At 61.7% G+C, this 25892-nt stretch carries 23 protein-coding genes; 3 read left to right on the top strand and 20 right to left on the bottom strand.

Annotated elements, in window-relative coordinates; all coding sequences use genetic code 11:
- Positions 1–17 precede the first annotated feature (17 nt).
- Positions 18–770 carry a gamma-glutamyl-gamma-aminobutyrate hydrolase family protein gene (locus GTP45_RS24015; protein WP_161016394.1) on the bottom strand — a complete coding sequence of 251 codons (753 nt, stop codon included), beginning with the start codon at positions 768–770 and terminating at the stop codon, positions 18–20.
- Between the two features lie 95 nt (positions 771–865).
- On the opposite strand from GTP45_RS24015, the gene pdxR reads away from it, so the two are divergent.
- Both pdxR and GTP45_RS24005 read left to right on the top strand, forming a co-directional pair.
- Complete coding sequence (gene pdxR / locus GTP45_RS24010; RefSeq protein ID WP_161016393.1) at positions 866–2353, top strand: MocR-like pyridoxine biosynthesis transcription factor PdxR; 1488 nt, start codon at positions 866–868, stop codon at positions 2351–2353.
- Positions 2350–3480 (top strand): MFS transporter, encoded by a 1131-nt coding sequence (locus tag GTP45_RS24005; RefSeq protein WP_161016392.1) that lies wholly within the window; start codon positions 2350–2352, stop codon positions 3478–3480. Before pdxR ends, GTP45_RS24005 begins: the two co-directional genes overlap by 4 nt.
- Positions 3481–3599: 119 nt before the next feature.
- Here the strand turns inward: GTP45_RS24005 and GTP45_RS24000 are convergent, their stop codons facing one another.
- Genes GTP45_RS24000 through GTP45_RS23960 form a run of 9 tightly spaced genes read right to left on the bottom strand, consistent with a single transcriptional unit; the run spans position 3600 to position 16104 of the window.
- Positions 3600–4436 carry an ABC transporter permease gene (locus GTP45_RS24000; RefSeq protein ID WP_161016391.1) on the bottom strand — a complete coding sequence of 279 codons (837 nt, stop codon included), beginning with the start codon at positions 4434–4436 and terminating at the stop codon, positions 3600–3602.
- Entirely contained in the window at positions 4433–5338 is a 906-nt protein-coding gene (locus GTP45_RS23995; RefSeq protein ID WP_161016390.1) for an ABC transporter permease subunit, read from the bottom strand. The genes GTP45_RS24000 and GTP45_RS23995 overlap by 4 nt, the downstream gene beginning before the upstream one ends.
- 12 nt (positions 5339–5350) lie before the next feature.
- Complete coding sequence (locus GTP45_RS23990; RefSeq protein ID WP_161016389.1) at positions 5351–6478, bottom strand: ABC transporter ATP-binding protein; 1128 nt, start codon at positions 6476–6478, stop codon at positions 5351–5353.
- A 54-nt stretch (positions 6479–6532) separates the two neighbouring features.
- On the bottom strand, positions 6533–7903 hold the full coding sequence (locus tag GTP45_RS23985; protein WP_161016388.1) for a glutamine synthetase family protein: 1371 nt from the start codon (positions 7901–7903) through the stop codon (positions 6533–6535).
- A gap of 54 nt (positions 7904–7957) precedes the next feature.
- Positions 7958–10684: a nitrate reductase gene (locus GTP45_RS23980; RefSeq protein ID WP_161016387.1), complete on the bottom strand. Its 2727-nt coding sequence runs from the start codon at positions 10682–10684 to the stop codon at positions 7958–7960.
- A gap of 9 nt (positions 10685–10693) precedes the next feature.
- Entirely contained in the window at positions 10694–11908 is a 1215-nt protein-coding gene (locus GTP45_RS23975; RefSeq protein ID WP_161016386.1) for an NAD(P)/FAD-dependent oxidoreductase, read from the bottom strand.
- Complete coding sequence (gene nirD / locus GTP45_RS23970) at positions 11905–12252, bottom strand: nitrite reductase small subunit NirD (RefSeq protein ID WP_161016385.1); 348 nt, start codon at positions 12250–12252, stop codon at positions 11905–11907. The genes GTP45_RS23975 and nirD overlap by 4 nt, the downstream gene beginning before the upstream one ends.
- A 10-nt stretch (positions 12253–12262) precedes the next feature.
- Complete coding sequence (gene nirB / locus GTP45_RS23965) at positions 12263–14797, bottom strand: nitrite reductase large subunit NirB (protein WP_161016384.1); 2535 nt, start codon at positions 14795–14797, stop codon at positions 12263–12265.
- A gap of 11 nt (positions 14798–14808) precedes the next feature.
- Positions 14809–16104, bottom strand: coding sequence for an MFS transporter (locus GTP45_RS23960; protein WP_161016383.1), 1296 nt, complete (start codon positions 16102–16104; stop codon positions 14809–14811).
- Between the two features lie 295 nt (positions 16105–16399).
- Between GTP45_RS23960 and GTP45_RS23955 the strand changes: the two genes are divergently transcribed.
- Positions 16400–16765 (top strand): iron chaperone, encoded by a 366-nt coding sequence (locus GTP45_RS23955; protein WP_161016382.1) that lies wholly within the window; start codon positions 16400–16402, stop codon positions 16763–16765.
- On the opposite strand, the gene cobA is transcribed toward GTP45_RS23955, so the two are convergent.
- From cobA to GTP45_RS23905, 10 genes are all read right to left on the bottom strand, one after another.
- On the bottom strand, positions 16724–17491 hold the full coding sequence (gene cobA, locus GTP45_RS23950) for a uroporphyrinogen-III C-methyltransferase (protein ID WP_161016381.1): 768 nt from the start codon (positions 17489–17491) through the stop codon (positions 16724–16726). The genes GTP45_RS23955 and cobA overlap by 42 nt on opposite strands.
- Positions 17492–17494: 3 nt before the next feature.
- Positions 17495–18169 carry a methyl-accepting chemotaxis protein gene (locus GTP45_RS23945; RefSeq protein WP_166454726.1) on the bottom strand — a complete coding sequence of 225 codons (675 nt, stop codon included), beginning with the start codon at positions 18167–18169 and terminating at the stop codon, positions 17495–17497.
- Positions 18170–18186: 17 nt separating this feature from the next.
- Positions 18187–18990, bottom strand: coding sequence for an ABC transporter ATP-binding protein (locus GTP45_RS23940; protein WP_166454725.1), 804 nt, complete (start codon positions 18988–18990; stop codon positions 18187–18189).
- A 12-nt stretch (positions 18991–19002) separates the two neighbouring features.
- A complete protein-coding gene (gene ntrB / locus GTP45_RS23935) occupies positions 19003–19944 on the bottom strand; it encodes a nitrate ABC transporter permease (RefSeq protein WP_161016379.1) in 942 nt (313 codons plus the stop codon).
- Between the two features lie 15 nt (positions 19945–19959).
- The gene (locus GTP45_RS23930) at positions 19960–21132 is read right to left on the bottom strand and encodes a CmpA/NrtA family ABC transporter substrate-binding protein (protein ID WP_229258606.1); all 1173 of its coding nucleotides are present in this window, start codon (positions 21130–21132) and stop codon (positions 19960–19962) included.
- 351 nt (positions 21133–21483) lie between these two features.
- Entirely contained in the window at positions 21484–22101 is a 618-nt protein-coding gene (locus GTP45_RS23925) for an ANTAR domain-containing response regulator (protein ID WP_161016377.1), read from the bottom strand.
- A 128-nt stretch (positions 22102–22229) separates the two neighbouring features.
- Positions 22230–23102, bottom strand: a complete 873-nt coding sequence (locus GTP45_RS23920; protein ID WP_161016376.1) for an ABC transporter permease — start codon at positions 23100–23102, stop codon at positions 22230–22232.
- Positions 23099–23950 carry an ABC transporter ATP-binding protein gene (locus GTP45_RS23915; protein WP_161016375.1) on the bottom strand — a complete coding sequence of 284 codons (852 nt, stop codon included), beginning with the start codon at positions 23948–23950 and terminating at the stop codon, positions 23099–23101. Before GTP45_RS23915 ends, GTP45_RS23920 begins: the two co-directional genes overlap by 4 nt.
- Positions 23947–24942, bottom strand: a complete 996-nt coding sequence (locus GTP45_RS23910; RefSeq protein WP_161016374.1) for an ABC transporter substrate-binding protein — start codon at positions 24940–24942, stop codon at positions 23947–23949. The genes GTP45_RS23915 and GTP45_RS23910 overlap by 4 nt, the downstream gene beginning before the upstream one ends.
- Positions 24943–24961: 19 nt before the next feature.
- A complete protein-coding gene (locus GTP45_RS23905) occupies positions 24962–25831 on the bottom strand; it encodes a TauD/TfdA dioxygenase family protein (protein WP_161016373.1) in 870 nt (289 codons plus the stop codon).
- Between the last annotated feature and the right edge of the window lie 61 nt (positions 25832–25892).

The following is a 25892-nucleotide window of genomic DNA, read 5'->3' as shown; positions in this document are numbered from 1 at the left end:
TGCTTCTCTCGTTGTTGTTATCGGGTGGCCTTGTAGGCGCGGCAGGCGTCGCCAAAGGCTCTGAATAATTTGACGGAGTCCGGGTTCTCGGAAAAGCGCCACTCAGGGTGCCACTGTACCGCCAGCGTGAATCCCTTGGCGTCCGCTACGCGGTAGGCTTCGACCAGTCCATCGTCGGCACGCGCTTCTGCGGTGAGGCCGGGCGCCAGCTGGTTGATGCCTTGTCCGTGCAGCGAGTTGACTTTGATCTCGGCGGCTCCATCCAGTATCTGCGCCATGCGCCCTCCGGGATCCAGCAGCACGCGGTGCGACGGCGCGTATTGCTGGTCTAGCGTGTGTTCCTTGTTCTCGCGATGATCGGCCATGCCGGGCACCACATGCACCGCTTGATGCAGCGTGCCGCCCAGCGCCACATTCACTTCCTGGAAGCCGCGGCAGATCGCCAGCAGCGGGATGCCGCGCTTGATGGCGGCGCGGATCAGCGGCAGCGTGGTGGCGTCGCGCGCTGCGTCCTGCGGCAGCGATGGATCGAGCACTTCTTCGCCATACAAACTGGCGTGGACATTAGATGGTGAGCCGGTCAGCATCACACCGTCGGCCAATGCCAGCAGCGCTTCAAAGTCGGTAGCTGCACCGAGCGCCGGCACGATCAGCGGCGTGCAGTGCGCGCCGTCGGCCACGGCGGCCACGTACTTAAGCTGCGCGGTGTGATACGGATGTGCGCCTATCTGGTTGACGCACGCAGGAACCAAGACGACGGGGCTGAGCATAGAAGCTTTCATCTATTTGATTTGACTAAATGATATGCCTATTTTGGTATTATGTTGAGTGCCACTTTTTGATATTTGATAGAACCACTTCGTAGATGTCCCCGACTTCCGACCTGCTGGCCACCGCGCTGGCGCACACCGGCTTCCATCCGCGCCTCTCCCAGCAACGCCGGCTTTACGAAGCCGCCAAGGCCGCGATCCACCAGCAGCGGCTTGGCGCGGGCAGCAAACTGCCGTCCAGCCGTGATTTGGCGCGGGACTTGGGCATTGCGCGCAATACGGTAATCGCGGCGTTTGAGCAATTGGCGGCCGAGGGTTATGTCATTAGCGCCAAGGGCAGCGGCACTTACGTGGCCGACCTACAAGCGCATAGCGCGTCGATGCGCGGTGTTGGCGCCGCGCCACAGACGCAGGTCACGCCACGCTCCGCAAAGCTGTCGCGGCGCGGGCAGGAGCTGACCAGCTACGCGGCCGGGCCGCAATTCGAGATACAGCCTTTTGCGCCGGGCGATCCTGATTTCTCGTCTTTCCCATTCAAGCTGTGGCAACGGCTGCAAAACCGCGTGTGGCGCGAGGCGCGTAATGATTTACTCGACTATGGCCAGTCCGGCGGCCACCTGCCGCTGCGCCAGGCCATCACCGAATACCTGCGGATTTCGCGCTCCGTCAAGGTGGACGTTGAACAGGTAATGATCACGGCGGGCACGCAGCAATCGCTAGACCTGTGCGCCCAACTGCTGGCCGATGCCGGCGACACCGCATGGGTGGAAGATCCATGCTACTGGGGCGCGCGCCGCGTGTTCCAGGCGCGCGAATTGAAACTGCGCCCCATCACCGTCGATAGCGACGGCATGGCGCTCGATGAATCCGACCTCGCCACCAAGCCGCGCCTGATCTACGTGACGCCATCGCACCAATATCCAACCGGCGCGGTGATGAGCCTCGCGCGCCGCCGCGAATTGCTGGACGTCGCCGTGCGCAAGGAAGCGTGGATACTGGAAGACGACTACGACTCCGAATTCCGCTACACCGGCCGCCCGCTGGCCGCGCTGCAAGGCCTCGATAACGACGACCGCGTGCTGTACATGGGCACCTTCTCCAAGGTACTCTACCCCGGCATCAAAGTCGGCTACCTGGTGGTGCCGCCAGCGCTGATTCCGGCCTTCCGCAGCGCGCTATATGACTTGCAGCGCCCCGGCCAATTGACGGTGCAAGCGACACTCACCGATTTCATCACGCTCGGCCACTTCACCACCCACGTGCGCAAGATACGCCAGACCTACGGCGCACGGCGCGAACTACTGCGCCGCATGCTGACGCAGGCCCTGCCTTCAAACGTGAGCATCTCCAAAGAGGAATCCGGCCTGCACCTGGTAGTCGAACTGCCGGACAGCGTAGACGACGTGGCGTTAGCGCAGCGTGCAGCGGCGCTGGACATCTCGGTGAAGGCGCTATCCACTTACTACCTCAAGCCGCAAGTGCGGCGTGGCCTGCTGGTTGGCTATGCTTACTGCACGCCCGAGCAGATTACCGACTACGGACTTCAGCTGGGCGCCCTCATCGCGGCGGAGGTGCAAGCTTGAAGAACATGCCTTGGCGCGATTTCACCGCGCTCGTCGCCAGTATCGGCGTGGTCGGCCTCGGGCTGGGCGCGACGATTCCTTTAACCGCGCTGACGCTGGATCAGCGCGGCATCGGCTCCGGCATCATTGGCATCATTACTGCCATCAGCGCGTTCGGCATCCTGGCTGCTGCGCCTTTCGTCTCGCGCTGGGTGGCTGGCCATGGGCCGCGCGGCTGCATGATCGGCGCGATTCTCGCGGCGGCACTGTCCACAGCGCTGATGGAAACCACGGATAGCCTGCTTGCATGGGGCTTGCTGCGTTTTGCGTTTGGCGCGTCGATGGGCGTCTTGTTCACCATTGGAGAGGCATGGGTCAACAAGCTCGCGCCGGAGAATTCTCGCGGGCGCGTGGTAGCGATTTACACCACTGCGTTCACGCTATTCCAGCTAATCGGCCCTGCGCTGGTGGCGGCGTTCTCAGGCAAGGTCGCACTGCCCTTCGCTTCCTGCGGCGCGCTGTTCCTGCTTGCGTTGCCCGGCATGCTGCTGATTGGCGGCGGCGCACATGGACACGAAGACGAACCATCGGTCGCATGGCAACGCATCCTGCCGCGCATGTGGATGATCGCCATCGGCGCGGCCTTCTTTGCGATGTTTGATACCGTGGCATTGAGCCTGCTGCCGCTGTACGCCATGCGTCATGGCATAGCGACCGAGCTGGCGGTGCTGTCGGCCACCGTGGTGCTGGTCGGCGACACTGCGCTGCAATTCGCCTTCGGCTGGCTGGCCGATCACGTGGGGCGGCGCAAAGTGCACATTGGCTGCGGCGTGGCGGTGTGCGTGCTGATGCCCATGCTGCCTTTCGCGGCGGGCACGCCGTGGCTGTGGTGGACGCTGCTGCTGGTGCTGGGCGCGGTGGCCGGCGCAATCTACATGTTGTCCTTGGTAGCGTGCGGCGAGCGCTTCCAAGGCCAGTCGCTGGTCGCGGCCAGCGCAGTGGTCAACGCCAGCTGGGGTATTACCAGCGCAAGCGGGCCGTTGGTGACGGGGGTTCTCATGCAAACGGCCGGCGTGAATGCACTGCCGGCCGTTCTGTGGGTCGGCGCGGCGATCTTCATCGCCAGCGCCGCTTGGGATAGAAATTGAAGGGGTTGACGTAAAATATGCGGCACTAACCCAACCCGCACACCACTGCGGCCAGGGTCTGACCCCGTACGGGGTCAGACCCTTTCGTTAGGGGTACTAACAGCAGCACCCCTGTTTATTTACCCCTTTGCCGCTGCGGCCAGCTGCTTGGAACGCAGCCGCTCGGCGCGGGCGATATACAAACTCGATGCGATCACGCCAATCGACACCACCAGAATGGTCAGCGCCGCCACCGCATTCACACGCGGATCAAGACCCAGGCGCGCGCGCGAGAAGATCACAATCGGCATGGTCGACGAGCCAGGGCCCGACAGGAAGGCAGACAGCACCACATCATCCAGCGACAGCGTAAAGGTCAACAACCACGCCGAACCCAATGCCTGCTTGATGTTCGGCAGCGTCACCAGGAAGAACACCTGAAACGGACGGCAGCCCAAATCCATCGCTGCTTCTTCCAGCGACTTGTTCATCTCCTGCAAGCGCGATTGCACCACCACCGTCGCATAGGCCATGCCCAGCAAGGTGTGGCCGAGCCAGATGGTCACGAGGCCGCGCTCCGGGAAACCGAACATCTTCTGCACCGACACCAGCATCAGCAGCAGCGACAAGCCGATAATCACCTCCGGCATCACCAGCGGCGCGCTCACCATGCCGGTGAACAGCGTGCGGCCGGTGAAGCGCTGGTAGCGATCCAGCACAAACGCCGCAAACGTACCGAGGATCACCGAACCGCAAGCCGTCAGCAGCGCAATGCGCAGCGACAGCCCGAAGCCGCTGATGATCTCTTGGTCGTTCAGCAGCGCTGCATACCATTGCAGCGAGAAGCCGCTCCACACCATGTCCTGGCGCGAGCTATTAAACGAGAACACCACCAATACCACGATCGGGATGTACAGGAACAGGTAGCCGAGCGACAGCCAGCCGCGCCCGAACCAGCGATGCAGGAACTGGGTCATTTACGGCCTCCCTGTTCCGCCTGATATTTATTGAAGATCGCCATCGGCACAAGAATCAGCAGGATCACCACTACCGTCACCGAAGACGCCAGCGGCCAATCGTTATTGGTAAAGAATTCGTCCCACAGCTGGCGGCCGATCATCAGCGTTTCCGGGCCGCCCAGCAGCTCAGGAATCACGTACTCGCCCACCGCCGGGATAAACACCAGCATGGTGCCGGCGATGATGCCGGACTTCGACAGCGGCACGGTCACGCGCCAGAAAGTCTGCCACGGCGTGGCGCCCAAGTCGGCGGCAGCTTCGATGAAGCGCACGTCCATCTTCACCAGGTTCGCGTACAGCGGCAGGATCATGAACGGCAAATAGGCATACACCATGCCGATGATCAGCGAGAACTGCGTGTTCATCAAGTGCAGCGGCTCGGAGATCACGCCCAGATTGAGCAGGAAGCTATTCAGGATACCGTTGTTGGCGAGGATGCCCTTCCATGCGTAGATACGCAGCAGGAAGGAAGTCCAGAACGGCATCATCACCAGCATCAGCAGCACCGGGCGGATGGCCGGCTTGGCGCGCGCCATGAAGTAGGCGAACGGATAGCCGATGGCCAGGCACAGCGCCGCCGTAATCGCCGCGAACTTGATCGAGTTAAGATAAGTCAGCGCATACAGTTCATCTTCCGCGATGAACAGGTAGTTGGCGATTTTGACCTTCAGCGTAATCACGCCGTCGACCATCGTCATCAAGGTGCCGAACGGGCTGCCGTCGCCGGAATCCAGATCGGTAAAGCTGATGCGCAAAACAATCAGGAACGGAATCAGGAAAGCAAACGTCAGCCAAAGGAACGGCACGGCGATGACCGTGCTGCGTCCCGGATGCTTGAACAGGTTCTTGAGGAAGTTCATATCCGTCCTGCCTTAGCTGGTCAGCACGACGACGTCGGCGCCGTCCCACCAAGCGTACACGCGCTGATCGCGCTTGAGCGCCGATTCATCGTGACGCGCTACGTTGGTGCGCGAGACTTTCAGCACCATGCCGCTATCGAGCGTGACGTGGTAGCTGGTCTCGTTGCCGAAGTAGGAGATGCCGGTGATCGTACCCTGCACGCAGTTGTAGCCATGCTCCTCGGCCTTGGCGCGCTGCTCCTGCGCCGGTTCATCCGCTTGCAGCGCGATCTTCTCAGGACGCACCGCCACCGACACCGGCATGCCCATGGTGCCGGTAATGCCGTGCGTGACGTAATGCTTGCCTTCCGGCGTTTCGATGATGACGTGGTCTGGTTCGTCCACGGCCACGCTGCCGTTGAACAGGTTCACGCTGCCGATAAAGTCGGCGACGAAGCGGCAGTTCGGGGTCTCGTAAATTTCATCCGGCGCGCCCACTTGCAGGATGCGGCCGGCGCTCATGACGGCGATGCGGGTGGCCATGCTCATGGCTTCATCCTGGTCGTGGGTGACCATCACGCAGGTCACGCCCACTTCTTCGATAATGCTGACCAGTTCCATCTGGGTGCGCTCGCGCAGCTTCTTATCCAGCGCGCCGAGCGGCTCGTCCAGCAGCAGCAACTGCGGACGCTTGGCCAGCGAACGCGCCAGCGCCACGCGCTGCTGCTGGCCGCCGGACAGTTGGTGCGGTTTGCGTTTGGCGTAATCGGTCAACTGCACCAGCGACAGCATCTTTTCCACGCGCGATGCGATTTCGTCTTTCGGCAGGCCGTCGCGGCGCAGGCCGAAGGCGATATTGTCCCAGACCGACAGGTGCGGGAACAGCGCGTACGACTGGAACATCATGTTGATCGGGCGCTGGTAAGGCGGCACGCTGACGATGTCTTTTCCGGCCAGCGTGATGGTGCCGGAGGTCGGCGTTTCAAAGCCGGCCAGCATGCGCAACAGGGTCGACTTGCCGCAGCCCGAGCTGCCCAGCAGTGCGAAGATTTCGCCCTTGTTGATCGTCACCGATACGTCATTGACGGCACGGACGCCATCGAATTCCTTCACCAGCTTATTGATCAGGAGGAAAGGTTCAGCAGCTCGCTCTATGGTCATGTTGTTAGAAAAGTAAAAGAATATTAGCCAAACCTGTGATTATAAAGGCAGTGCTCAAACATGGAGCAATAAGTGTTCCCTCTCCCATGGGCTGATGACGGTCATGAATTCCTGGTGCTCCAGCTCTTTGATAGCGGTGTAGACGTCGATGAAGCGCTCGCCCAGCACTTCGCGCAGGCGGTCTTCCTGCCGCAGCAGGGTTAAGGCCTGCGGCAGGCCTTGCGGCAGCTCGTAAGTGTGGTCGTAGGCGCTGCCGGTGTACATGGGCGTTGGCTCCAGCTGGTCGATCAAGCCCAGGTAGCCGCAGGCCAGCGTCACCGCCATCGCCAGATATGGATTGGCGTCCGCGCCGATGATGCGGTTCTCCACGCGCCGCTGCTCCACGCCGGAGATGGGAATGCGGAAGCCCACGGTACGGTTGTCCATGCCCCACTGAATGTTGATCGGCGCCGCCGTGTGGCGCACGATGCGCCGATACGAGTTCACATACGGCGCAAGAATCGCCATCGCCGCCGGCGTGTAGCGCTGCAAGCCGCCGATGTAGTGGCGGAAGTGCGGCGACGGCGAGCCGTCAGGTAAATTAAAGATGTTACGGCCAGTGGCGGCATCGCTCACGCTTTGATGCACATGCATCGCCGATCCCGGCTCGCCCGCCATCGGCTTGGCCATGAAGGTGGCGTACATCGAGTGCTTGAGCGCAGCCTCGCGCAAGGTGCGCTTGAAGTAGAACACGTTGTCGGCCAGCGCCATCGCATCGCCATGCTGGAAGTTGAGGCCCATTTGGCCGGCGCCGGTTTCGTGAATCAGCGTATCCACGTCGAGATTCATCAGCGCGCAGTAATCGTAGATATCTTCAAACAGCGGATCGAATTCGTTGACGGCGTCGATGCTGTAGACCTGCCGCGTGGTCTCGGAACGGCCGCTGCGGCCTACCGGCGCTTTCAAGGGCAGGTCTGGATCGATATTTTTTTCGGTGAGGTAGAACTCCAGCTCCGGGCCCACCACCGGCTTCCAGCCCTTGTCCGCATACAGTTTAAGCACGCGGCGCAGCACCGTGCGCGGCGCGAAATCGACCAGCGTGCCGTCGGCAAAATAGCAATCGTGGATCACCTGCGCGGTCGGGTCGATGGCCCAGGGGACGGTGGTAATACTGCCGGGATCCGCGCGCAGAATCATGTCGCGGTCAGTGTTGGAGATGGCGCGGTCGTAAGCCACGTCCTCGGTAGGGTAGTTGCCGGTGACGGTCATGCCCAGCACCGCTTCCGGGATGCGCATGCCGCGTTCCTGCGTGAACTTGGCGCGCGGCAGAATCTTCCCGCGCGCCACGCCGGTCAGGTCGGGCACCAGGCATTCAATTTCAGTGACTCGATTTTCATTGAGCCACAGATCCATATCAGCATCGGAGAAGTTTTCACGGATAGACATGACGCGCTCTTTGTTGCGATCGACAAGTCTAGCTTACCATAATCACAACCTTGTTTACTGGGCCTCAGCTGCTTCCACGCGTGTTTGCACAAGGATCTTCTTGATCTCCGGGACGCAGGAGCCGCAGTTGCCGCCCGCTTTCAGGCAGGCTGTCACTTCCGGCACCGTCTTCAAATCCTTTTCGATGATGGCGTTGCAGATGGTGTTGCGGCCGACGCCAAAGCACGAGCACACGGTAGGCCCGGTGTCTGCGCCCTTCTCCACCGGCATGCCGACCAGCAGGCCGACGCGGTCGATTTCACTGAGCTGCTCCTTGACGAACAGGCTGGCCAGCCAGGCGCGCGACGGCATGTCCTGGCGCGGCGAGACGAAGATGCATTGGTCGATGCGGTCGTCCACTACATGCACGGCGCGGTACACGCCGGCGGTACGGTCTTCGTATTCGAGCCAGTCGGCATCGAGATCGGTCACGCCGAGCAGCGCGCGCGCCCATGCCGGGTAGTCCGTGATGGTGTTGCGGCCGGCCAGTTCATAGCGCGCGAATTCGCGGCCCTGGATGCGAGTCCAATGCGCCACGCTGTCCAGATTCACTTCTGCGCGGCTCAGGATAAAGCCATGCCAATTGACGCGGAATTGTTCGATGCGCACCGGCGTGTGCTTGAACTCTGGTTCGCCGGAGACTGGATCCACCACTGGATTCACCACCGCGCCCACGCGTGCATCGGATGCGGTCTGGCCGTTCCAGTGGATCGGCACGAATACAGCGCCGCGCGGAATGCCGCCGCCATGCTGTACGCGCGCCACCATCGCGCCCCACTCGGAAGTAATGCGCGCCAACTCGCCTTCCTTCACGCCGCAGAGCAGCGCGTCCTGCGGGTGCATATCGACAAACGATTCGGCAATGTGGTCGGCCAGCGTGGCCGACTTGCCGGTGCGGGTCATGGTATGCCATTGATCGCGCACGCGGCCGGTGTTCAGCGACAGTGGATAATCTTCGCTGACGGCGTGCAGCGGTGCACGCGGCGCGGTGGCGATAAAGCGCGCCTTGCCATCGGCGTGGGCGTACACGTTGTCCTTGAACAGGCGCATCTCCACCTGCAGCTCGCCGGATGCGGTGCGGCGCACTGGCCACTGGGTCGGTTCAAGCTCGTCGTACTCGCGCTGCCTGAGGCCTGCAAGGCCGGACATATCGAAGGCGCGCGGCACATCGCCGATGGCGTTGCGGAAGCCGCTCAAGCGCGCGTGTTCATCGAACACCTTGTGCACGCCGCCGAAATCGAAACCGCTGTAGCCCATGCGCTGCCCAAACAGCGACAGGATTTTCCAATCCGGCAGCGCTTCGCCCGGAGCAGGCAGGAAGGCGCGCTGGCGCGAGATGCGGCGCTCGGAGTTGGTGACCGTGCCATCCTTCTCGCCCCAGCCGAGCGCCGGCAGCAGCACGTCGGCGTAGGCGGTGGTGTCGGTGTTTTGCATGATGTCGGAGGAGATCACCAGCTCGCACTTGTCCAGAGCGCGACGCACTTGATCGGCATCCGGCAAGCTGACGACTGGATTAGTGGCGATCACCCATACCGATTTCACCTTGCCTTCTTCGATGGCTTTGAACAGATCCACCGCTTTCAGGCCGCCTTTGTCGGCCATGGCCGGCGATTCCCAGAAGGTCTGCACCACATCGCGATGCTCGGCGCGTTCCAAGTCCATGTGCGCGGCCAGCATGTTGGCAAGGCCGCCCACTTCACGTCCGCCCATCGCATTCGGCTGGCCGGTGATCGAGAACGGGCCCATGCCCGGCTTGCCGATACGGCCGCCGATCAAGTGGCAGTTGATGATGGCGTTGGCCTTGTCAGTACCCGCCGACGACTGGTTCACGCCCATCGAATAAGCGGTGATGGTCTTGCGGGTGGCGGCAAACAGTTCGTAGAACTCCATCAATACCGGCAGTTCGATACGGCAGATTTTAGCGACGACGGCTGGATCGGCGCAATCGGCATGCGCCACACCCAGCGCGGTTTCAAAGCCGTTGGTGTGGTTCTCGATGAAGCGCGGATCGACTGCGCCGATGCGCGACAGATAGCTCAGCAAACCATTGAACAGCCAAACGTCGGTGCCGGCTTTGACCGGCAGGTGCAGGTCGGCCAGTTCGCAGGTAGCGGTGCGGCGTGGATCGATGACCACCAGCTTCATTTCAGGCCGCGCTTCCTTGGCTTTCAGAATGCGCTGGAACAGGATCGGGTGGCACCACGCGGTGTTGGAGCCGACCAGCACAATCATATCGGCCAGTTCGAGATCGTCGTAGCAGACCGGCACCAGGTCCTCGCCAAAGGCGCGCTTGTAGCCCGCCACGGCGGACGACATGCACAGGCGCGAGTTGGTGTCGATGTTGGCGCTGCCGACGTAGCCTTTCATCAGCTTATTGGCGACGTAGTAGTCCTCGGTCAGCAATTGGCCGGAGACGTACAGCGCCACTGCATCCGGGCCGTGTTCGGCGATGATGTTCTTCCAGGCGCCGGCTACTTTGTCCAGCGCTTCATCCCACGAAGCACGGCGCAGGCCACCACCGTCGGCTTCGCGGATTTGCGGATACAGCAAGCGGCCCTCCAGCCCCACGGTTTCGCCCAGTGCAGAACCTTTCACGCACAAGCGGCCCTTGTTGGCCGGGTGCTGTTTGTCGCCGGCGATGGCAATCGTGCCGTCGGCCAGCGGCGTGGCCTGCACGCCGCAGCCCACGCCGCAGTAAGCACAAGTGGTACGAACAGCCAGATGGTCGGTGGACAGGTTCAAGATATTCCTTCAGGCGGCCCGGTTGGACAGGGCTTCGCCAAATAACAGGGTTTGCCGGATTGGCGTGATGTCGGCGCGGTTCTGGATCAAGCCGAAGTACCACGGACCGTCTTTCACGTCGCCATACAGCACGGCGCCGGTGACGCGGTTGTCTTTCAATACGAGGCGCTTGTAGACGCCGCGGCGCGCATCGCGCAGCACCAGGTCTTCGCTGCCCTCGCCGCCGATGAAATCACCGACCGAGTACAGATCAACGCCCGTCACCTTCAGGCGCGTTGGCGAAGTCGATTGCACATAACGGCGCACGCCAGCGCCGGCCAAGTGCGCGCCGCACACGCGGGCTTGATCCCAGATCGGCGCTACGAGGCCGAAGGTGGCGCTGCGGTGCTGCACGCATTCGCCAACCGCGTAGACGCGCGGATCGTAAGTTTGCAAAGTATCGTCAACCACAATCGCGCGCTCGCAATGCAGGCCCGCCGATTTGGCCAGCTCGATATTCGGACGCACGCCGGCGGTCATCACCACCAAGTCGGCTGGAATCACGGTGCCGTCCTTGAAGCGCACGCCGGTCACGCGCTCAGGGCCGAGGATTTCTTCGGTCTGCGCGCCCATCATGAATTTGAGGCCTTTCGCTTCCAGCGCTTTTTGCAGCAGCAGCGCGGCTGGTTTGTCGAGCTGCTGGTTCATCAGCGCGTCGGTCACGTGCACCACGGTCACAGACATGCCTTGGCGCTGCAGGCCGTTAGCCGCCTCCAGACCCAGCAAACCGCCGCCGATCACCACTGCGTGACGGTGATTGCGCGCCATGGCCAGCATGGTTTCCACGTCTTGAATATCGCGGAAGGCCAGCACTCCACTCAACTGGTGGCCCGGCACGGGGATGATGAAAGGCTTGGAGCCGGTCGCAATCAGCAGACGGTCGTAGCGCACCTCGAGGCCAGACTTGGCGCGCACGATGCGCTTGCGGCGGTCAATGTGCACCACCGGGTCGCCCGCGTGCAGCGTGATGTTGTGCTGGACGTACCACTCGCGCGTGTTGAGCATGATGTCGTCTATGCTCTTCTCGCCCGCCAGCACCGGCGACAGCAAGATGCGGTTGTAGTTACCGTGCGGCTCGGCGCCGAACACGGTAATGTCGTACATGTCCGGCGCCAGCTTGTACAGTTCTTCCACCGTACGCATGCCGGCCATGCCGTTACCAATGACGACCAGCGCCGGTTTCATAAACCTACCCAGACCTTTCCGCCATCGATGCGGGTTGGGTAGGTGCCGACCGAGTTCTCAGGCGCTTCGAGGCATTCGCCGGTTTGCAGGTCGAAGTGCTGCTTGTAGATCGGCGAGGCGACCACGATGCGCTCACCGAGCGAACCAACCAAGCCGCGCGACAGCACGGAGGCTTCCGAATTCGGGTCGTAGTTATCGATGGCGAACACGCGCGGGCTGCCGTCATCAACGTGGAACACGGCCACCTGTTCGTTGTTCAGCAGCGCACACACGCCGGTGTTAGGCACGATGTCGTCCAGATTGCAGACGGCGATCCAGTTATCGGTTTGGATATCACGGTGCATATCAATCTCCTTAAGCTGCCTTGACTGCGATAGGGATAACGCGCTTGCGTTCTTCAATGGTGGCCGGACGAATCTGGCCGCGTTCTTCCATGAACAGCACGTTCTGATCAGCTTTGTCGCTGTTGACGAAGTGGCGGAAGCGCTTGCGGGTCTCTGGATTCTCGACCGCTTCTTTCCACTCGCAGGCGTAGGTGTCGACCACGTGCTGCATATCGGCTTCCAGCTCGGCGCCGATGCCCAGCTTGTCCTTGACGATGACGTCCTTCAGGTAATCAAGACCGCCTTCCAGGTTTTCGCGCCAGGTGCTGGTGCGTTGCAGACGGTCGCCGGTGCGGCTGTAGAACATCAGGAAGCGGTCGATGTACTTGATCAGCGTTGCTTTATCGAGTTCAGTCGCCAGCAGTTCGGCGTGGCGCGGCTTCATGCCGCCGTTACCGGCCACGTACAGATTCCAGCCTTTTTCGGTAGCGATCACGCCGACGTCCTTGCCCTGTGCTTCCGCGCACTCTCGGGTGCAGCCGGACACGCCGAACTTGATCTTGTGCGGCGTGCGCAGACCTTTGTAGCGGTTCTCCAGTTCCACTGCGAGGCCGATGGAGTCATCCACGCCGTAGCGGCACCAGGTCGAACCGACGCAGGACTTCACGGTGCGCAGCGACTTGCCGTAAGCGTGGCCAGATTCAAAACCGGCTGCGATCAGTTCCTCCCAGATCAACGGCAGCTGTTCAACGCGGGCGCCGAACATATCGACACGCGCACCACCGGTGATCTTGGTGTACAAGCCATACTTCTTGGCGACCATGCCGACTGCGATCAGGCCATCTGCCGTCACTTCGCCGCCCGGCATGCGCGGCACCACCGAATAGGTGCCGTCCTTCTGGATGTTACCGAGGAAGTAGTCATTGGTGTCTTGCAGGCTGGCGTGCTCTTTCTTCAGCACGAAGTCGTTGTAGACGGTGGCGAGAATGCTGGCGGCCAGCGGTTTGCAGACGTCGCAGCCCAAGCCCTTGCCATGCTTGTGCAGCAGGTCGTTGAAGGTCTTGATCTGGCCGACTTTAATCAGGTGGAACAACTCCTGGCGCGAGTAGGCGAAGTGTTCGCATACATGGTTGTTCACCTCCATGCCCTGCTTCTTCATCTCGGCCTTCATCACTTGCGTGACCAGCGGAACGCAGCCGCCGCATGCAGTGCCGGCGCCGGTGCAGCTTTTTAGCTCACCGATGGTGCACGCGCCGTTGGCGACGGCTGCGCACAGCGTGCCTTTCGAGACGTCGTTGCAGGAGCAGATTTGCGCGCTATCCGGCAGCGCATCCACGCCCAACGCGGGCTTGGCTGCGCCATCCGATTGCGGCAGGATCAGGAACTCCGGCGATTCCGGCAGTTCGATTTTGTTCAGCATCATTTGCAGCAGCGTGCCGTACTCGCTGGCGTCGCCCACCATCACGCCGCCCAGCAGGTACTTGCCGCAGCTGGATACCACGATTTTTTTGTAGATCTGCTTGCGCTCATCGATGAACTGGTAGGAGTGGCTGCCTTCTTCCTTGCCGTGCGGGTCGCCGATCGAGGCCACGTCCACGCCCATCAGTTTCAGCTTGGTGCTCATATCGGCGCCAGCGAATTCCGCCGCTTCGCCCAGCATGTGCTTGACGGCGACGCGCGCCATTTCGTAGCCCGGTGCGACCAGGCCGAAGATCATGCCGCCCCACAGCGCGCATTCGCCAATCGCGTACACGTGCGGGTCGGAGGTGACGCAGTTGTTGTTGATTTCAATGCCACCGCGTGGGCCAATAGTCAGGCCGGCTTCTTTCGCCAGCATGTCGCGTGGACGGATACCGGCCGAGAACACGATCATGTCGGCATCCAGATGGCCGCCGTCGGCGAACTCCATGCGATGAGTGCCATCTACGCCGTCAACAATCGCGGTGGTGTTTTTGCCGGTGTGGACGGTCACGCCCAGTTCTTCGATTTTACGGCGCAGCACACGGCCGCCGCCATCATCCACCTGCACCGCCATCAGGCGCGGCGAGAATTCGACCACGTGGGTTTCGAGATTCATATCGCGCAGCGCCTTGGCGCATTCGAGGCCCAGCAGGCCGCCGCCGATCACCACGCCGGTCTTGGAGCGCTTGCCGCATTCCAGCATCGCTTCCAAATCTTCGATGGTGCGGTAAACGAAGCAGTCCTTGCGCTCCTTGCCCGGCAGTGGCGGCACGAATGGGAAGGAGCCGGTGGCGATTACCAGCTTGTCGTAGGCCAGCACATTGCCATCGGCGATGGTGACGGTTTTCGCCTTGGTGTCGATGGCGGTGGCGCGGGTGTTCAGGCGCAGCACCATATCGCTATTCTGTTCAAAGAAGCCTGGCTTCACCAGCGACAGGTCTTCGGCCGATTTACCGGAGAAGAATTCGGACAGGTGCACGCGGTCGTAAGCAGGACGCGGCTCTTCGCACAGCACCGTCACTTGCAAGTCAGGCGTGCCACTGTTGGCCAGGCTTTCGAGGAATTTGTGGCCTACCATGCCGTGGCCGATGACGATAATTTTCATAGTTCTATTCCTTAAGCGGTAGCGATTGCGGTTTCTTCGACGGCGGCGCTGCTGAAGCGCGCGGCCAGTGCGCACAAGGCGGAGATGGCGACCAGCACGCCGAGGATGCTGAGCGTCTGCTGCACGTCGCCGGTGCCTTTCATCAGGAAGCCTGCGGCGACAGCGCCTACATTGCCGCCTGCGCCGATGATGCCGGCCACGCCGCCGAGGGCGCGCTTGTCAACGAAAGGCACCACGGCGTAGGTCGCGCCGCAAGCCATGTGGGTGAACAGGCCGAAGAACAGCATGGCGGCGATGGCCAGTGCGGCGTTGCCTGCGTGAGCGAACATCAGCAAGCCAGCGCCTTCGCCCAGCATCAGTACGAACAGCAGGGTGACGCGGTTATTCAGGTTGCCGTTGGCGGCGAATTTGTCCGATACCCAGCCACCCAGTGCGCGGGCGAACAGCGCCAGCAAGCCAAAGCTGCCCGCAGCCATGCCGGCTTGCGCCAGCGTCAGTTTGAAGTGGTCAACGTAGTAGGTGGCGGCGATGTTGTGAATGAAGATCTCGATACCGAAGCAGGCACCGTAGGTGATGAACAGTAGCCACACGCGGTAGTTAGATGCGGCCAGCTTGAACGAATCCCAGCCGCCTTTCTTGCCACCTTCAATCGCAATGCCTGCCGCGCGCAGGTCGCTGAAATTCCCTTGCGGGCAGTCTTGCGTGTAACGGTAGTAGACACCGGCCATGATAATCATCAGGACGCCCGGCACGATCAGCGCGGCGCGCCAGCCGAAGCCCTCGCCTACGCCCAGCATCACCATGGCGGCCATCAGCAGCGGCATGGCCGCTTGTGCTGCGCCGCCGCCGGCGTTGCCCCAGCCTGCGGCGGCCGCGTTGGCGGTGCCCACCACTTTCGGCGCGAACATCACCGAGGTGTGGTACTGCGTGATGACGAAGCTTGCGCCGGCCGCGCCGATGGCGAGGCGGAAGAACAGGAAGCTCTCGTAACTCTGCGCGAAAGCCACGCCGATCACCGGGATGGAACCGAGTAGCAGCAAGCCGGTATAGGCCTTGCGCGGGCCGAAGTGATCGCACAGCGGGCCGATAATCAGTCGCACTACGATGGTGACGGCAACGGCGGCAATATTGATATTGGCGATCTGCGCGACGGTCAAACCGAATTCGCCTTTAATCACCGGCATCAGCGGCGCGCAGGCGAACCACGCGAAGAAGCAGACGAAGAATGCCATCCAGGTCAAGTGGAACGCCCGCATCTGAGGCGTTGAAATCGAGAAGAGCTTGATGCTGGTAGCTTTGCTGGCCATTGTTTATCCCGTTCAGAAAACAAAAAGGCGTCCGCACAACCGCAGTCGCAAAGACCGGGTTGGGCGGACGCCGTTGTCCTGCCAGTCCGTCCTTGGACCAGCTATGAATTCGTGTACTGCGGGGAGATCGCCGTTGATCCCTTGCCCTATGCATTGCAAGAGCTGTGCCAGCGGCTGAAATGCAGCGCTACAGAGGGAAAGCGCGCTTGAGAGGCGGCGCAGGCCGCGCCGCCATGCGATGTTGCGGTGCACAGCGCACGCTATCGGTGCAACAAGATGGTGCTATTCTCAAGGAATGAGTGCTACTAAATTTGAGACGGTGGACGCCTATCTCGCGTCTGTGGATGAGACCAAGGCCGGGACGCTGCGGTCGATTATTGATTTCGTCATTGCCGAGTTTCCGGCGCTGAGCGTCAAGATGGCCTGGAACGTTCCACATATTCATCTCGATGGCAAATACGTAGTGGGGCTGGCCGCCTATAAGAAGCATCTGACGTTTGCGCCATGGAGCGTGTTTGTCATGGAGGACTTCAAGGATCGACTTGCGCCGCTGGTCGTGTTTAAGAACTGCTTCCAGATCCCGGTCGATTGGGAGATCGATAAGGATCTGGTGCGAGACCTAGTAAGCGCCAGATTGGCGGAGCTGAATCGGGGCGGCTAGCTCTTGCCATGCATCGGCGCAGCGGACTACGTCGCCGACGATGATGATGCTTGGGCTACCCAGGCCGCTGTCGCGCAGGGCTTGCGGCAGTTGGCCCAGTGTGGTGATCAGCTGCTGCTGGTTGTCACGCGTTGCTGATTGGACGACGGCGACTGGCGTGCCTGCGGCAGCACCGCCTTCCAGCAGGCCGGCCTGGATGGTGTCCACGCGGGCTACGCCCATGTAGATCACCAGTGTCAGCTTGCTTTGCGCAAGGGCGCGCCAGTTGGGCTCCGAGGCCTCGTCTTTGCCGTGGCCCGTAACGAAGGTCGCCCCCTGGCTCCACGCGCGGTGCGTGACCGGGATGCCGATGCTGGTTGGCGCGGCGAGGCCGCTGCTGATGCCGGGCACCACGTCTACCTCGATACCATGCGCGCGCAAGGAAGTGCGCTCCTCGCCGCCACGGCCAAACATATAAGGATCGCCGCCTTTCAGGCGCACCACGCGGTGGCCGGCTTTCGCTTCGGCGATCATCAAGCGCTCGATGAATTCCTGCGGCGTGGAAGCGCAGCCGCCACGCTTGCCGACGTGGACCACGCGCGCCGAAGCCGGTGCGTACTCCAGCACCGCCGGATTCACCAAGTCATCGATCAGCACCACGTCCGCGCGCTCGATGGCGCGCACGGCTTTCAACGTCAGGAGTTCTGGATCGCCGGGACCGGCGCCGACCAAGGTTACGCTGCCCATGATTTACCCCGCTGCGGCCAGTGCCGCCGCCACCATTTCATCAATCTCGCCGCTGATGTTGGACAGTACGCCCGCCACCACCGAGAACTCTTTGCCCGCCTGCCCTGCCCGCGCCGCGACAATGCGCGCGTTGAACGCCACCATGCGCGCTTGGCGGTTGATGGTTTCGATATCCGTGATTACGCCGCGCAGCTGCTTCTTCACCAGGCGTGCGTTCGACTTGGCCTGCTCCTCGTAGATGGTGGTGATTTGATTCAGAATCGCCAGCGTCGGCGTGGTGATGCGCACCAGTTCCGCCAGCAGCTCGGCGCTGTCGCTGGCATTATGCGCAATTGCTTTCAGCGTGCGCTCGGCAAGATCGCCAAAAGCCGTGATCTCGCGATCGCCTTGCAGCTTGCCAAAGTAAGCCTGCTCCAGCTCCGGGCAGAACACGCCCGGCAAACCATCGCCATCGGTCAGCAGCGACTTGTGCGCGCTGCGGAACAGCGCCAGTGCTTCCGCAGCGATAGTCGCCGCACCGTCCTGCTGCTGCGATGCCAGCACGGCGTATAACACCAGCCGCTGCGAGGTAAAGCGGCGACGCCCAGACAAATTAATCAGGGCGCCGAAGACTTCTCCCGGCAGAGGCTTGCCGCCGCGCGAACCGGAGGCGGGTGGTATAGGCGCGTGCATGTGCATCGTTTAATCTCCTTGAGTTAAGCAGCTTCCTTGGCGGGGTGCGCCTGCTTCCGGTACAGGAACTCCAGCACCGCCGTACGGTATTCCATGTACTTCGCATCCGACGCCAGCACCACGCGGTCGCGCGGACGCTCCAGCTGTACATCGACGATTTCGCCGATGGTGGCTGCCGGGCCATTGGTCATCATGACGATGCGGTCGGACAGCAGCACCGCTTCGTCGACATCGTGCGTCACCATCACCACCGTGGACTTGGTGGCGGCGACGATCTTCAGCAATTCATCCTGCAAGTGAGCGCGGGTCAGTGCATCCAGTGCGCCGAACGGTTCATCCATCAGCAGCACTTTCGGCTCCATCGCCAGCGCGCGGGCGATACCGACGCGCTGCTTCATGCCGCCCGATATTTCATGCGGGCGCTTGGTTTCTGCATGCGTCAGGCCAACCAGCGCCAGCGCCGCCAAGGTGCGCTCACGCAGCTGCGCCTTGGTTTCCGTCGCGCTGAACACGCGCTCCACGCCGAGGTAGATATTTTCGTAGCAGGTCAACCAAGGCAGCAGCGAGTGGTTCTGGAACACCACCGAACGCTCCGGCGATGGGCCGGCGATCTCACGGTTAGCACACAGCAGCACGCCGTCGCTAGGCTTCAGCAGGCCGGCGATCAGATTGAGCAAGGTGGACTTGCCGCAGCCCGAATGGCCAATTAGCGTAATGAACTCGCCCTTGGCGACTTTCAGGTCTATCTCACGCAGCGCGTGGAATACACCCTTCTTAGTGTGGAACACCATCTCCACGCCTTCGATATCGATGAATTTATCTTCCATGATCGCCGCTCCTTAGTTGGATACTTGTTCGTAGGTGAAGGCACGGGCCAGCGCCATCAGCGCCTGCTCCAGCAGCAGGCCAACCAAACCAATCGCGCCGATGGCGATGATAATGTGCGGGACGTTCAGGTTATTCCATTCATCCCAGACCCAGAAGCCGATGCCCACGCCGCCGGTCAGCATCTCGGCCGCGACGATCACCAGCCACGCGGTGCCGATCGACAGGCGCACGCCGGTCAGCACGAACGGCAGCGCCGATGGCAGCAGGATCTTGGTCAGGATCTTCCATTCGGAGAGATTCAAAACGCGCGCCACGTTCATGTAATCCTGCGGCACGCGCTGCACGCCGATGGCGGTATTGATGATCATCGGCCAGATCGAGCAGATAAAGATCGACCAGATTGCAGCAGGGTTGGCCGATTTGAACACCAGCAGGCCAATCGGCAACCACGCTAGCGGCGACACCGGTTTCAGCAAGCTGATAATGGGACTGAACATGGCGCTGACAAACTGCACGCGGCCGATCAGGAAGCCGAGCGGAATGCCGACCAGCGCGGCCAGGCCAAAGCCCACGCCCACACGCTGCAAGGACGCCAGCAGGTTCCAGCCGATGCCTTGATCGTTAGGGCTGTTGCGGTAGAACGGATCGGAGAACAGCTTGATCGCCTCTTCCAGCGTGGCGGCCGGCGTTGGGAAGGCAGTGTTCTTCACGGTGATGATCTGCCAGACCAGCACCAGCAAGGCAGCGCCTATCAGCGGCGCGATGATTTTCAGCGCGGTGGCCGAGACCTGCTGGCGTGCACGCGCCGTCGAATTGGCGGCCAGCGGGCGGCGTGGGCGGCGCGCCGGTGCAGCGGGCGTGGACGATGCGGCCGGCGCCGCGGCCTCGGTGCCGGCGGCGGCGACTGCACCGGCAACCGGTTCAGCGCTATCGGGTTGTAGCATGGCGTTCATGGCGTACTCCTGTCATCAGGCTTTGATCTTGAACGAGGCGGCGAACGCTTTCGGGTTCTTGCCGTCCCACACGGAACCATCCATCAGTTTCGACGTACGCAGAGGGCTCTTAGGTAAAGGCGTTTTGGTCATGGTGGCAGCATCCTTGTACAAGTCGATCTGGTTGACCGCAGTGGCCACGGCCAGATAATCAGGATCATCTTTCAGCAAACCCCAGCGGCGGTGCTGGGTCATGAACCACATGCCGTCCGACAGATACGGGAAGTTGACCGCGCCTTCGTTGTAGAACTTCATGTGATTCGGGTCGTCCCACGTTTTACCGAGGCCATTCTGGTAGCGGCCCATGATGCGCTGGTCGATCGCATCTTTGCTGGTGTTGACGTAGGACTTATCGGCGATGATCTCGGCCATCTTGTTCTTGTTGGCCAGAGAAGAGTCGATCCACTTGCCGGCTTCGAGAATCGCCGCCATCATGGCGCGGCAGGTGTTTGGATACTTCTTGGCGAATTCCAGCGTGCAGCCCAGCACCTTCTCCGGGTGATCCTTCCAGATATCCTGCGTGGTGGTGGCGGTGATGCCCACGCCGTCCATGATGGCGCGGTGGCCCCACGGTTCGCCCACGCAGAAGCCGTCCATATTCCCGACCCGCATATTGGCCACCATCTGAGGCGGCGGCACGGTGATGACCTTCGCATCCTTCATTGGATTGATGCCGTTGGCCGCCAGCCAATAGTACAGCCACATGGCGTGGGTACCGGTCGGGAAGGTTTGCGCGAAGGTGTATTCGCGCTTATCGGTGTTCATCAGCTTGGCCAGCGAGGCGCCATCGACGCCACCCTTGTCGGCGACTTTCTTCGACAGCGTGATCGCCTGGCCGTTGTTATTGAGGCTCATCAGCACGGCCATGTCTTTCTTCTGGCCGCCGATGCCCATCTGTACGCCGTAAAGCAAGCCATACAGCACATGGGCTGCATCGAGATCGCCGTTGGACAGTTTGTCGCGCACGCCGGCCCACGAGGCTTCTTTACTCAGTACGAATTTGACGCCGTATTTTTTATCGAAGCCCAGCACCGAGGCCATGACCACGGAGGCGCAGTCGGTCAGCGGGATGAAGCCGATCTTGATTTCTTCTTTTTCCGGCTTATCCGAACCTGCTGCCCATACGCCACCCGTCGACAAACCCAACATACTTCCTCCCGCTACCAGACCTGCACCATGAATGATTTTTCTGCGTGTTGCGTTGACTGCATCCGTCTTCGGTGGCGTACCTAGCTTCTTATAGTTCATGGTGATTCCCTTTTTGTAGTCGTCGATAACTATGAGCCAAAAAAAACGCCTACCCTCACGAAACGAATTCATGATTGGTAGACGTCATTGTCTGGTGGGCCCCACCGCCGTTGGCGGGACGCAGCCGCGCAGCATTGCGCTTGCCGTTAGCTATGCAATGTCCGTGCCAGCGGGTTTACAGAGGGAAAGGGAGTTTTCAGGCGAAAAAAAATGCACCGCTTTTGCGCGGTGCATCATTTTGGGTGGGCGTTTTTAGCCCAGCAGGTCTTCCACGTCCAAAATGCGCTGGGCCACCTCGGACAGTTTGAGGTTCTTGCTCATGGCCATGGAACGCAGCTTTTGGTAGGCCTGTTCCTCGGTGAAGCGCTGGCGCTCCATCAGTAAGCCCTTGGCGCGCTCGATCACCTTGCGCTCGGCCAGCTTGCTCTTGGTGTCGCTGAGCTCGTCCAGCAGCTTTTGCTCGCGTTTAAACTGGGCCAGGGCCACTTGCAGCACCGGCTTGATGCGCTCGCTCTGCAAACCGGCCACGATGTAGGCCGAGACGCCCGCCTCCACCGCCGCTTCCATGCTTTCGGGATCCTGGTCTTCGGTGAACATGACGATGGGGCGGCGTTCGTCGCGGGTGGCGATGACCACGTGCTCCAGCACGTCGCGCGCGTCCGATTCGGCGTCGACGATGATCATGTCGGGCTGCAGCTGGGCGATGCGCTCGGGCAGGTACATATCCGGCGGCAGCGAGGCGATGATGTCGTAGCCCGCTTCCAGCAGGCCGATGCGCAGCACCCGCGCGCGTTCGGCCTGCGCATGCAGCGACTCGTCACCCTCGTCATGGATGACGGTGTTGACGACGACAATACGCAAATTGGGCATGGCCGGCTTACGCATGGGAGTGGGTAATGACCCTGCGGCAAGCAAGAATCAAACCAGTAATTTTGATGTGCATTTGCAGATTCTACGGCACAACGCACAAATTCTGCCAGCACTCGCCCTGCGCGAACCTACCTTTGCATGCCCCAGCGGCGGATGGTTAAGGTTTCCAGTGGACGGAAAACCACGTTATCGACGAGCAGTCCGATCAGGATGACGGCAGCCAACCCGGCGAACACTTTGTCGGTGTAGAGCTCGTTACGGTTTTGGAAGATGTACCAGCCCAGGCCGCCTTGTCCGGCGGTGGTGCCGAATACCAGCTCGGCGGCGATCAGGGTGCGCCAGGCGAAGGCCCAGCCGATTTTCAGGCCGGAGACGATGGACGGCAGCGCGGCCGGCACCAGGATGTGCAGCACGAAGCGCAGGCCGCTGAGGCCGTAGTTGCGGCCGGCCATGCGCAGGGTCTCGGGCACGGACTGGAAGCCGGCGTAGGCACCCAGCGCCAGCGGCCACAGCACGGCGTGTACGATCACGAACAGCAGGCTGGCTTTGCCCAGGCCGAACCACAGCAATGCCAACGGCAGCAGCGCGATGGCGGGCAGCGGGTTGAACATGGCGGTCAGGGTTTCCAGCAGGTCGCGGCCGATGCGCGTTGACGCGGCCAGCGCGGTCAGGGCGAAGGCGGCGAGGATGCCGATCACATAGCCTTGCAGCAGGACGCTGAGCGAGACGCGCACGCGGTCGAGCAGCTCACCACTGGCGATGCCTTCAGCGAAGGCTTGCGCGGTTTGCAGGAAGGTCGGCAGCAGCAGGTCGTTGTTTTGCCAGCGCGCGATGGTTTCCCACAAGGCGGCCAGCAGCACCAGGATAACGGATTTGCGCAGCCAGCCTCGCTGCCACAAGCTGCGCGCAAGAGGCAGCGCCGGAGCGGCAGGCCGCAACGCCGGCGGTGTGACGCTGTATTCGCGCTCTTGGCGGATCGGCGGATCGAGGACGAGGCTCATGGCGCAGTCCCTCGCCCGCCCGCATGCTCAGCATGGGCACCGGCGTGCGCCGGTGCGACGGTGGCCGTGTCGTCCACGCCAAACAGCAATCCATGAATGCGCTGAGACGCCGCTTGAAACTCCGCACTGCCCGCGCTCACCAAATCAAACTGATGGCTATTCAACTCCGCCCTTACCTGCCCCGGATGCGGCGACAGCAGCAAGATCCGATTCCCCACCACCAGCGCCTCCTCAATCGAATGCGTGACAAACAGCAGCGTAAAGCGCAGCTCTTCCCACAAGCGGCCAAGTTCCTCCTGCATCTTGCGCCGCGTGAGCGCATCGAGCGCGGCGAACGGTTCGTCCATCAGCAGCACCTCCGGCTGCATCGCCAGCGCGCGCGCAATCGCCACGCGCTGCTTCATGCCGCCGGACAGCGTGTGCGGATGCGCATGCTCAAATCCACTCAAGCCCACCTTGGCTATCCAGTGCATGGCCCGCTCGGCCGCTTCATGGCGGCTCACGCGCTTGGTCATCAGCAGCGGGAACATCACGTTCTCCTTCACCGTCTTCCAGGGCGGCAGCTGGTCGAACTCCTGGAACACCACGATGCGATCCGGCCCCGGCCCGCTGACCTCCGCACCGTTAATCGTGATGCTGCCCGCCGCCGGCTTGATGAAGCCCGCCGCCGCCTTCAACAGCGACGACTTGCCGCAACCCGAAGGCCCAAGCAGCACAAAGCGATCGCCGCGATACACATCGAAGCTGACGTCGTGCGTGGCGCGCGTGCCGCCGTATTCAAGGCTCACGCCATCGGCACGCAGCAGCGGCGCGATGCCGCCGGTTGGGCTGACGATTTGCAGACTCATGACCCGGCCGCAATCACAGGATCTTCAAAGAAGTAATCGCGCCAGCTAGCCGGCTGCTTCTTGATCGCGCCGACGCGGTACAGGAACTGCGCCAGGCCGTAAGTATTCTGCGGCGCGACGCTGAAGTTCACTTGCGGGTTCTTGATGATCTTCAGCAGCAGATCACGATCCACCTTGGCTTTGCTGACGCGCAGATAAGTATCGGCCGCGCCTTCAGGATTCTTGGTGATGTACTGCGCCGCTTCCGCCAGTGCAGCGGTGAAGGCGCGATAGGTTTTCGGATTCTCGTTGCGGAATTTCTCGGTTGCGTACAGCACCGTGGCGGAGCTGGGGCCGCCCAGCACATCGTAGGAATTCAGAATGATGCGCGCATTCGGATTGGCGGCCAGTTCCTGCTCCTGGAATGGCGGATTGCCAAAGTGGCCGTTGATCTCCGTGCCGCCCGCAATCACGGCTGCTGCTGCATCAGGATGCGGGAGCGTCTGCGTGAATTTATCGAGACGCGCAAACTCCTTGTCGCCCCACTGCTTGGCCGCCGCGTATTGCAAGATGCGCGACTGCACCGACACCGTCACCGCAGGCAGCGCGATGCGATCTTTCTCGCTCAAGTCCGCGATAGTCTTCACCTTGGGATTGGTGCTCACGAGGTAGTAAGGGAAACTGCCCAGCGAGGCCACACCTTTCACATTCTGCTTGCCGTTGGTGCGATCCCAAATCGTCAGTAGCGGGCCAACGCCGGCGCCGGCGATATCGATAGCGCCCGACAGCAGGGCATCATTCACCGCCGAACCGCCCGACAACTGCAGGCGCTCCACCGTGATATCGACGCCGAGCTTCTTGCCCTGCTTCTCAATCAGCTGCTGATCCTGCGCCACGTTCAGCAGCAGGTACACCACGCCGAACTGCTCGGCGATACGAATGCGTCCTTCTGCCTGCGCCGGTGCGGCGGCAGCGAGCGACAAGGCGAGAACGGCGGCGGTCAATCTCAACATGGTGATCCTCTTCGAAGAATTAGAAAGGCACGTCGCCTTCAATGGTGGTGCGATACAGCTTGCGGCGCAGATGGTCGGGCGTGCCGCCGGCAAGGTGCATCAGCGAACGGTTATCCCAGAACACCAGGTCATGCGGCGCCCAGCGATGGCGGTACACATGCTCCGGCTTCACGCTGTGCGCGAACAACTCGGCCAGCAGCGCGCGGCTCTCGTCTTCGGGAATGCCGACGATGCGGGTGGTGAAATGCTCGCTGACGAACAGCGCCTTGCGGCCCGTCTCCGGGTGCGTGCGCACCACCGGATGTTCGACCGGCTTAACCTCATCGATCTGCGCCTGCGTCAGCGCCGGGCGGAATGGGCTGCGGCGGCGCAGCTCTTCATACTGCGCGAGATAGCTATGCTCAGCGCGCGCGCCTTGCACCGCGTGGCGCAGCGCGGCCGGCAGCGTGTCGTAGGCAAGATGCATATTGGCGAACAGCGTATCGCCGCCTTCGAGCGGCAGTTCCTGCGCATGCAGCATCGAGCCGAGACTCGGCGTCTCCTTGTACGACAGATCCGAATGCCAAAAATGGCCGGCGTCGCCAAGGCCGAGCGGCTTGCCGTTCTCGATGATGTTGGAAATGATCAGCACCTCGGGATGCGAGGGCAGCTGGAAATTGCGCAGCACATGGATTTGCAGCGGGCCGAACCGGCGGCTGAAATCAACTTGCTGCTGCGGCGTGATGCGCTGGTCGCGGAACACCAGCAAGTGGTGATCCAGGTGCGCTTTATGAATGCGTTGAAAATCCCGCTGCGGCAGCGGGCGATTCAGGTCAAGCCCGATAACCTCCGCGCCCAGCGGCGCGTCGAACAACTCAACCTGGAAAGAATCCTGAAGAACGGCAGCCATGGCACCCACCTCGTGAAAGTAGTGCCATACAGTCTATGCCGCCGTCCTTATTTAGAAAACG

The sequence above is a fragment of the Duganella rivi genome (assembly GCF_009857435.1).
Lineage (GTDB): Bacteria > Pseudomonadota > Gammaproteobacteria > Burkholderiales > Burkholderiaceae_D > Rugamonas > Rugamonas rivi.
Note: the sequence above shows the minus strand (reverse complement) of the source record. Positions and strands in the feature narration are given on the sequence as shown.

Coding starts and splice junctions, on each gene's coding strand:
- GTP45_RS24000 (WP_161016391.1), bottom strand. CDS start 4,436: ATGACCCAGTTCCTGCATCGCTGGTTCGGGCGCGGCTGGCTGTCGCTC.
- GTP45_RS23905 (WP_161016373.1), bottom strand. CDS start 25,831: ATGGCTGCCGTTCTTCAGGATTCTTTCCAGGTTGAGTTGTTCGACGCG.
- GTP45_RS23945 (WP_166454726.1), bottom strand. CDS start 18,169: ATGCACATGCACGCGCCTATACCACCCGCCTCCGGTTCGCGCGGCGGC.
- GTP45_RS23985 (WP_161016388.1), bottom strand. CDS start 7,903: ATGTCTATCCGTGAAAACTTCTCCGATGCTGATATGGATCTGTGGCTC.
- GTP45_RS23940 (WP_166454725.1), bottom strand. CDS start 18,990: ATGGAAGATAAATTCATCGATATCGAAGGCGTGGAGATGGTGTTCCAC.
- GTP45_RS23990 (WP_161016389.1), bottom strand. CDS start 6,478: ATGACCATAGAGCGAGCTGCTGAACCTTTCCTCCTGATCAATAAGCTG.
- cobA (WP_161016381.1), bottom strand. CDS start 17,491: ATGGGCAGCGTAACCTTGGTCGGCGCCGGTCCCGGCGATCCAGAACTC.
- GTP45_RS23960 (WP_161016383.1), bottom strand. CDS start 16,104: ATGGCCAGCAAAGCTACCAGCATCAAGCTCTTCTCGATTTCAACGCCT.
- GTP45_RS23920 (WP_161016376.1), bottom strand. CDS start 23,102: ATGAGCCTCGTCCTCGATCCGCCGATCCGCCAAGAGCGCGAATACAGC.
- GTP45_RS23995 (WP_161016390.1), bottom strand. CDS start 5,338: ATGAACTTCCTCAAGAACCTGTTCAAGCATCCGGGACGCAGCACGGTC.
- GTP45_RS23925 (WP_161016377.1), bottom strand. CDS start 22,101: ATGCCCAATTTGCGTATTGTCGTCGTCAACACCGTCATCCATGACGAG.
- GTP45_RS23910 (WP_161016374.1), bottom strand. CDS start 24,942: ATGTTGAGATTGACCGCCGCCGTTCTCGCCTTGTCGCTCGCTGCCGCC.
- pdxR (WP_161016393.1), top strand. CDS start 866: ATGTCCCCGACTTCCGACCTGCTGGCCACCGCGCTGGCGCACACCGGC.
- GTP45_RS23930 (WP_229258606.1), bottom strand. CDS start 21,132: ATGTTGGGTTTGTCGACGGGTGGCGTATGGGCAGCAGGTTCGGATAAG.
- ntrB (WP_161016379.1), bottom strand. CDS start 19,944: ATGAACGCCATGCTACAACCCGATAGCGCTGAACCGGTTGCCGGTGCA.
- GTP45_RS24015 (WP_161016394.1), bottom strand. CDS start 770: ATGCTCAGCCCCGTCGTCTTGGTTCCTGCGTGCGTCAACCAGATAGGC.
- GTP45_RS23975 (WP_161016386.1), bottom strand. CDS start 11,908: ATGAAACCGGCGCTGGTCGTCATTGGTAACGGCATGGCCGGCATGCGT.
- GTP45_RS23955 (WP_161016382.1), top strand. CDS start 16,400: ATGAGTGCTACTAAATTTGAGACGGTGGACGCCTATCTCGCGTCTGTG.
- nirB (WP_161016384.1), bottom strand. CDS start 14,797: ATGAAAATTATCGTCATCGGCCACGGCATGGTAGGCCACAAATTCCTC.
- GTP45_RS23915 (WP_161016375.1), bottom strand. CDS start 23,950: ATGAGTCTGCAAATCGTCAGCCCAACCGGCGGCATCGCGCCGCTGCTG.
- nirD (WP_161016385.1), bottom strand. CDS start 12,252: ATGCACCGTGATATCCAAACCGATAACTGGATCGCCGTCTGCAATCTG.